Here is a 6,737-nt window from a genome sequence, read left to right as displayed (position 1 = left end):
GTGGCCTCACCGTGATGATCCGGGAAATGGCCGCTCGACAAATGACAACGCGAGCGAGGGCAGGCATTGTAGCGTTGCCCTGCAAGGTTATCCACACCTGAGTGACACTTTCGCCTGGCTGTGGAAAACCCTTGACAAGCCCTGTTAGCGGCTCTGCAAGCGGGCTTCAGAGTATCTGTCACCCGGTTGCCCGCAGCTTATCCAGAATCTTATCCACAACCTTTCACGACATGGCTTGTCCTGTTGCGTCGGCATCGGACACGGCATGGAGAGAAAAATTGCACCCACGCCTCGAATTCTCTAGAATCGCCGCTCCCGGGCCTCCGTGCGCCCATTGTTCGGGCAGGCACTTCGGCCAAACGATTTCCTCATGCTTCAATTTCGGAAGACGTCACCATGAAACGCACATTTCAGCCCAGCGTGATCAAGCGCAAGCGCAACCACGGTTTCCGTGCCCGCATGGCCACCAAAGCCGGTCGTCAGATTCTGGCGCGTCGTCGTGCCAAGGGTCGCAAGCGTCTGAGTGCCTGATCGCAATACCCCTATGAGTCCAAAGGGGTTTCCCCGCCGGATGCGGTTGCTGAGCAGCGGGGATTACCGGCAGGTTTTCGAGCAGACAGCCTTTCGGATTCACGGACGCGGGTTTCTGGCACTGGCCATACCCAATCGTCAGGGCCATGTCCGAGTGGGCCTGGTGATCAGCAGAAAAAATGCACGTCGCGCGGTCGATCGCAATCGCCTCAAGCGATTGATTCGCGAATCGGTGCGCCATCGTCAGCACTGGTTGCCGGCGGTGGATATTGTCGTACTGGCGCGACGCGATGCCTCATCGCTCGACAACGACACCATCACGCGCCAGCTGCACGGCATGTGGCGGCGACTGACAAAGGAAGTCGGCAAGCAGACCGATTCGGCGCCGCCGGATGAGCAGAATCACCGTGACCGATTAAAGCCCAGGTGAATCCGGGCCCGGTTCGAGGAGATCACGCCATTATCATTCAAGCGTCATATCCCTTCGGCAGCCGGGCCGACGCCCTGTCTCATGCCGTTTTCGGTCACCCCTGCCTACTGCGTCACGCTGCGGTTTCGCCGTCTGCCGGCTCCGTCCGGACACCGTCACCGAGCCGATACATCTTCCCATCGGGCAATCCCTCATGGATCTGAAACGACTTTTCTTCATCATCCCGCTGGCTGTGCTCGCCTATCTGATGGTGATCCAGTGGAATCAGGACTACCACGGTCAGCAGCAGCCCACTGATACGCCGGCCTTCTCCGAACAGAGTAGCGACGCTTCACCCTCCGAGCAGAGTCTTGATGCGCCTGACAGCAGCGCCGATCGGGCCACCCAGCCTGATGGGCAGTCCATGGCGGGCAGTAGTGACAGCGCCACTCAGCAGGGCAATAGCCCCCTGGTCAGTGTCACCACCGATGTGCTCCGGGTACGGATTGATCCGCGGGGTGGCGATATCGTGTATGCCGCTCTGCCGAAGCACAAGCAGCAGCTCCATGGGGATCAACCCTTCGTGCTGCTCTCCGATGACAAGCGTCGCAGCTACATTGCCCGTTCCGGGCTGCAGCTGGGCAATCATTCGGGGCGCGTCGAACTGCATGCCGACCAGCAGCAATATACGCTCGGCAAGGATCAGAAGAGTCTGACCGTTGATCTGCACGGCAGCGTCAACGGCGTCGATATCATCAAGCGCTTCACCTTTGATCGAAACAGTTATGCGGTGAAGGTCAGCTATCTGCTCGATAATGAAAGCCAGAGCCCGGTATCGGCACGCTTCATCGGTCAGCTGGCCCGTGATTCCAGTCCCGATCCCACCAGTGGTGCCGGTGTCGGTATGCACTCCTACCTGGGGGCCGCCTTCTCTACGCCGGAAGACCACTATCAGAAGGTGGATTTCGACGACATCAAGAACGGCAACTTCGCCAACAAGGATGCTCGCGGTGGCTGGGTCGCGATGATTCAGCACTACTTCACCACCGCCTGGGTACCGGGCAGCGATCAGCAGAATCTCTACTACGCCGATACCGACAAACAGGGTCGCAATGTAGCTGCCTTTGCCAGCCCGACCCGCGATATCGCCCCCGGCAATACGGGTGAGCTCAGTGCCACCCTGTACATGGGGCCCAAGGTCCAGGAGCGCCTCGAGGAAGTGGCGCCCAACCTGAACCTCACCGTCGACTTCGGCTGGCTGTGGTTCCTTGCCACGCCCCTGTTCTGGCTGCTCAAGCACATTCATGCGCTGATTGGTAACTGGGGCTGGTCCATTATCCTGCTGACCTGCCTGGTCAAGGCTGCCCTCTTCCCGCTCTCGGCCAAGGCCTACAAGTCGATGGCGCGAATGCGCAAACTCGGCCCCGAGATGAAGCGCATCAAGGAGCAGCACGGCGACGATCGCCAGAAGATGTCGCAGGAAATGATGAAGTTCTACCAGCAGGAGAAGATCAATCCGCTGGGCGGCTGTCTGCCGATGGTCATTCAGATGCCGGTCTTCATCGCACTCTACTGGATGCTGATGGAGTCAGTGGAGCTGCGTCATGCGCCCTTCATCCTGTGGATTCATGATCTCTCCGCGCAGGACCCCTACTTCATCCTGCCGATCATCATGGGTCTGTCGATGTTCGCCCAGCAGCTGCTCAATCCGACACCGCCGGACCCCACTCAGGCGAAGATCATGAAGATGCTGCCAATCATCTTCACCTTCTTCTTCCTGTGGTTCCCGGCCGGTCTGGTGCTGTACTGGATCACCAACAACTGCCTGTCGATCGCACAGCAGTATTTCGTGACCCGACGCATCGAACGCAACATGGATGAAAAGGGCCGCAAGACCTGACCCGCTGCCCATTCGGCACGCCTCTGACCCCCGCTTCGGCGGGGGTCTTTCATTGGCATGTCATGGCACAATGAGCCCTCCGATGCCTCGAGTCCGATCGACACCCTCATGACAGACAGTACCGCCATTATCATCGGTCTTTCCGCCGTGGTCATTGCCGCTGACAGTGAGACCCCCAGCGTACTGGCTACACGGGATCGCAGCGCTGTCGATCACCATGGCCTGCCCGCCGGTCCCTTTGATCCACTGGCACACCGCACCTTCGAACTCGGTCTGCGTGAGTGGGTCAGTAGCCAGACCGGATTTGCGCCGGAGTATGTCGAGCAGCTCTACACCTTCGGTGATCGTGGCCGTACCCACGCGCCCGGCAGTCATGCAGATGACGGGATTCGCCATGTGTCGGTGGGCTATCTCGGCCTGACCGCGCAACAGCATGATCCCGGGGCCTTCGAAGCCGTCTGGCGCAGCTGGTATGACTTTTTCCCCTGGGAGGATCATCGCGATGGGCGACCGGCGCTGATCGACGAGGCCATCACCCCTGCCCTGCGCCACTGGGCAGCGGAAGATCATAGTGGCGAACGGTGGCAACGGGCTCGCCTCGCTTTCGGCCTTGATGACGCCCGCTGGATCGATGGTGGCGTGCTGGAACGTTTCGAACTGCTCTATGAAGCGGGACTGGTGCGCGAAGCGCAACGCGATCACGGAACCGATCCGACACCCGATGACCCACTGCCCGGACGCGCCATGGCCTCGGATCACCGGCGCATCATGGCCACCGCCATTGATCGCCTGCGCGGTAAGCTGCGCTATCGCCCGGTGATCTTTGAGCTGCTGCCGGAACGCTTCACCCTGTCACAGCTGCAGGGGACGATCGAAGCGATCATCGGTCTGCGACTGCACAAGCAGAACTTCCGCCGGGCACTGGACAAGACCGGGCTGGTGGAGGCGACCGGCGAGATCGAGCATGCCACCGGAGGCCGCCCCGCTGAGCGCTATCGCTTTCGTCGCGAGCAATGGCGCCGTCCGATGGCACCAGGTGTCCAGACGCCGCTGTTGCAGAGCGAGTAGCACTCGCCATCATGCGCCTCAGCCTGGCCGGTGCGGCCACAGCGCGGCTGCCAACCCGATCACAAGCCCGGCAGCCGACACCCCCAGGGGTAGCCACAGGCCCAGCGCCCAGTGGATCAGCAGGCTGAACAGACACCAGAGCAGCGGCACGATCAGCACTCCCCAACGCCAGCTGCGCGGCAGCAGTACCAGCATCAGCATGGTGGTGACCGCCGTCATGTCGGGTGTGACTGCAGGCAGCGACAGCGCACGCCAGCTCCCTGCCGCCCAGGCCGTCGCCAGCGACAGCGTCGTCACGACTACCAGTGAACCCGGCAGAGACAGAACTCGAACCGGCTCGGGTCGTGTGCACACCGCCGCCATCAGTAACAGTAGCGCCTCCAGCGCAAAGGCCCAGGCCAGCCAGCCGACCGGCCAGTTAATGGGCGCATAGAAGCGAACCATGAACACGCCTGCGCTCAGTCCCCAGCCTGCCGCCATCAGCATGAAGGCCAACCGACGCAGTGCGAGTGCATTACGGGACAGCAGCAGGGCCATCGAGGCCAGCGCAGCGATCACCAGCGCCAGCCAGGGCCCCAGGGTAGCGTTCACACGCACGAAGAGGCGGAGATAAACCTCCGGGGTGAACATCAGAAAGTCGTGCAGTGCGTAGTCCATGCCCCTTTCCTACAGACGCTCGACATGGTTCACCATGCGCTGACGCTGCGATTCATCGGGCAGGGTGCCGTAGAGCGCGCCCATGTTCTCCTGCAGGTGTTCAACCTGGGTGGTAGCGGGGATGGCACAGGTCAGCGCTGGGTGGGAGACAATGAACTTGAGAAAGAACTCTGCCCAGTTGGTCGCGCCTACCTCCCCGGCCCAGTCAGGCAGAGGGTGCGACTGGAAGCGAGCAAAAAGATGACCGCCCTGATACGGGCGATTGGCGATCACCGCAATTCCACGCTCGCGGGCCAGTGGCAGCAGCCTTGATTCGGCCTCGCGATCGAGGATGTTATACGTCAGCTGGACGAAATCCAGCGGCTCGCTTGCCATGATGCGCTCAAGCTCATCGTGACGCCGGCCATGGGAAGTAGTCACACCGATGTAGCGCAGCTCGCCCGCGGCCTTCATCTGCTTCAGCGTTGCCAGATGGCCCTCCCAGCCCAGCAGATTGTGCACCTGTAGCAGATCAAAGCGCTCAACATGCCAGAGCGCCTCGGAACGCTGAACAGCCTCGCGGGTGTCGCTCTCGTCGCGCGTCCATACCTTGGTGGCAGCAAAGAGATCGTCGAAACGACCCAACCGCTCCATCAGGCGCCCGACGACTGCTTCGGAGGAGCCGTACATGGGCGATGAATCGATCAGCTCGCCGCCGCGTGCGAAGAAGCGTTCCAGAATCCGGGCACGCTCCTCCAGCAGTACGGGATCGGTCCCGACATTGAAGGTGCGCCAGGTGCCCATGCCAATCACCGGCAGTGCTTCTCCGCTGGAGGGGATCGACCGGGTGATCGGCAAGCTGCCATCACCCGCCATGGCCGATGGCAGTCGGGTAACCAGCCCCGCCGCGACCAGCCCGGCGAGAAAATGGCGACGGGTAATGGAGGGCAGCATCACAGACCTCCCAAAAGTGAGGGATGCTCTCTTTATAGGTCATGGCCTTGAGGCGATGCTGAATAACGCACCGGATGAGTTATTCCACCCACTCCTCTTTTATTCACCTGGTGCATAGCGTCCGGCAAGCCCACGACGCTCAGGCGGATCGATCACCTTGCGGGCTCGGGAGGGCAACGGGCGTTCTTCAGTTGGCAGCGTTTCTTGCCTCACCAGGCGTCTGGCCGGTTTCACGCTTGTAGGCACGACTGAAGGCGGCCTGGGAGCCGTAGCCAAGGCGTTCGGCAACCTGTTCGATGGAAAGCCCCTTTTCGACGATCCATTGTGTAGCCAGACGCATGCGCAGCTGGGTGACATAGCCGAGAGGCGAGATGCCCAGCGCCGCGCGAAATCGGTCAGCAAAAACCGAGCGAGAGCTGTCCATGGCGTTGGCCATGCCGGCCACCGTCCACTCATGGCCGGGATCCCGATGAATGGCGGCGATCACCTTGCCCAGACGCGGATCGCGTAGCGCCTCAACCCAGCCTCCGACATCACCGCAACCACTCTCTACCCAACCGCGCACGATACTGGCGGCGACCACATCGGCCAGCCGTGAAAGAATCCCGGCAGCGCCGGCCCGTTCCAGCTTCGCTTCACGTGCCATCGCCTCGAGCATGGGCAGCATCTCCGGATAACGCGACAGCAGCGTCCCCACGTGCATGACGCTGGGCATCATCGAGACCAACGGATGCAGACCGCCGAGATCGAGCTGCATGCAGCCACTGAACAGGTGCACGGCATCACAGCGATCGGCGCCTGCCCCGCATTGATCGACCCGGGTCACACGGTCACAGAGCGTAATGGCGTCGATCTGTTCGATATCCCGACTTGATACCTCGGGAGAAGAGAGCAATTCGTGATCACCCCCATGGGGCAGCAGTACTGCATCGCCGGTAGCGAGAGAGTAAATATCGTTGCCGACCCTCAAAATAACCGGACCATGAGCGATGAAGTGAAACCGGGCGCAGGGATGATCGGTATCGAAGCGGATGCCGAAGGGGGGCGTCACCTGAACGCAGCGATAGCTTAACCCGGACAGACGCATCCCGAGCAGCAGTTCATTGATCCAGTCATCAGGGAGAACATCAGTGGAACTCTGGAGGGAAACTTGAGCGCGCATTTCGGTTAACCGATCAAGAATTTCGGATTTTTGATGATAGATCATCCTGACATACCACCATAGTCTAAGCGTCATCC

Annotated in this window: 7 protein-coding genes; 4 read left to right on the top strand and 3 right to left on the bottom strand. The window is 60.9% G+C overall.

The window, feature by feature from the left end:
• The first annotated feature begins 396 nt into the window (after positions 1-396).
• The 4 genes from rpmH (at position 397) to FY550_RS16795 (ending at position 3,908) form a co-directional block, all read left to right on the top strand.
• A complete protein-coding gene (gene rpmH / locus FY550_RS16810) occupies positions 397-531 on the top strand; it encodes a 50S ribosomal protein L34 (protein ID WP_070980262.1) in 135 nt (44 codons plus the stop codon).
• 40 nt (positions 532-571) lie between these two features.
• Positions 572-961, top strand: a complete 390-nt coding sequence (gene rnpA / locus FY550_RS16805; RefSeq protein ID WP_070980260.1) for a ribonuclease P protein component — start codon at positions 572-574, stop codon at positions 959-961.
• A gap of 193 nt (positions 962-1,154) precedes the next feature.
• Positions 1,155-2,840: a membrane protein insertase YidC gene (yidC, locus tag FY550_RS16800; protein WP_070980258.1), complete on the top strand. Its 1,686-nt coding sequence runs from the start codon at positions 1,155-1,157 to the stop codon at positions 2,838-2,840.
• Positions 2,841-2,948: 108 nt separating this feature from the next.
• Positions 2,949-3,908, top strand: coding sequence for an NUDIX hydrolase (locus FY550_RS16795; RefSeq protein ID WP_070980474.1), 960 nt, complete (start codon positions 2,949-2,951; stop codon positions 3,906-3,908).
• 18 nt (positions 3,909-3,926) lie between these two features.
• Here the strand turns inward: FY550_RS16795 and FY550_RS16790 are convergent, their stop codons facing one another.
• The 3 genes from FY550_RS16790 to FY550_RS16780 form a co-directional block, all read right to left on the bottom strand.
• Positions 3,927-4,565 (bottom strand): hypothetical protein, encoded by a 639-nt coding sequence (locus FY550_RS16790; protein WP_070980256.1) that lies wholly within the window; start codon positions 4,563-4,565, stop codon positions 3,927-3,929.
• 9 nt (positions 4,566-4,574) lie between these two features.
• Positions 4,575-5,498 (bottom strand): aldo/keto reductase, encoded by a 924-nt coding sequence (locus FY550_RS16785; protein WP_084388203.1) that lies wholly within the window; start codon positions 5,496-5,498, stop codon positions 4,575-4,577.
• A 187-nt stretch (positions 5,499-5,685) separates the two neighbouring features.
• Complete coding sequence (locus tag FY550_RS16780) at positions 5,686-6,735, bottom strand: AraC family transcriptional regulator (RefSeq protein ID WP_233350236.1); 1,050 nt, start codon at positions 6,733-6,735, stop codon at positions 5,686-5,688.
• Between the last annotated feature and the right edge of the window lie 2 nt (positions 6,736-6,737).

It is taken from the genome of Kushneria phosphatilytica, from assembly GCF_008247605.1.
Lineage (GTDB): Bacteria > Pseudomonadota > Gammaproteobacteria > Pseudomonadales > Halomonadaceae > Kushneria > Kushneria phosphatilytica.
This window is presented reverse-complemented; position numbering and strand designations above follow the sequence as displayed.

What these genes read in the sequence shown, in the direction of transcription:
- yidC (WP_070980258.1), top strand. Translation starts at nt 1,155, where the DNA reads ATGGATCTGAAACGACTTTTCTTCATCATCCCGCTGGCTGTGCTCGCC.
- FY550_RS16785 (WP_084388203.1), bottom strand. Translation starts at nt 5,498, where the DNA reads ATGCTGCCCTCCATTACCCGTCGCCATTTTCTCGCCGGGCTGGTCGCG.
- FY550_RS16780 (WP_233350236.1), bottom strand. Translation starts at nt 6,735, where the DNA reads ATGACGCTTAGACTATGGTGGTATGTCAGGATGATCTATCATCAAAAA.
- FY550_RS16795 (WP_070980474.1), top strand. Translation starts at nt 2,949, where the DNA reads ATGACAGACAGTACCGCCATTATCATCGGTCTTTCCGCCGTGGTCATT.
- rnpA (WP_070980260.1), top strand. Translation starts at nt 572, where the DNA reads ATGCGGTTGCTGAGCAGCGGGGATTACCGGCAGGTTTTCGAGCAGACA.
- rpmH (WP_070980262.1), top strand. Translation starts at nt 397, where the DNA reads ATGAAACGCACATTTCAGCCCAGCGTGATCAAGCGCAAGCGCAACCAC.
- FY550_RS16790 (WP_070980256.1), bottom strand. Translation starts at nt 4,565, where the DNA reads ATGGACTACGCACTGCACGACTTTCTGATGTTCACCCCGGAGGTTTAT.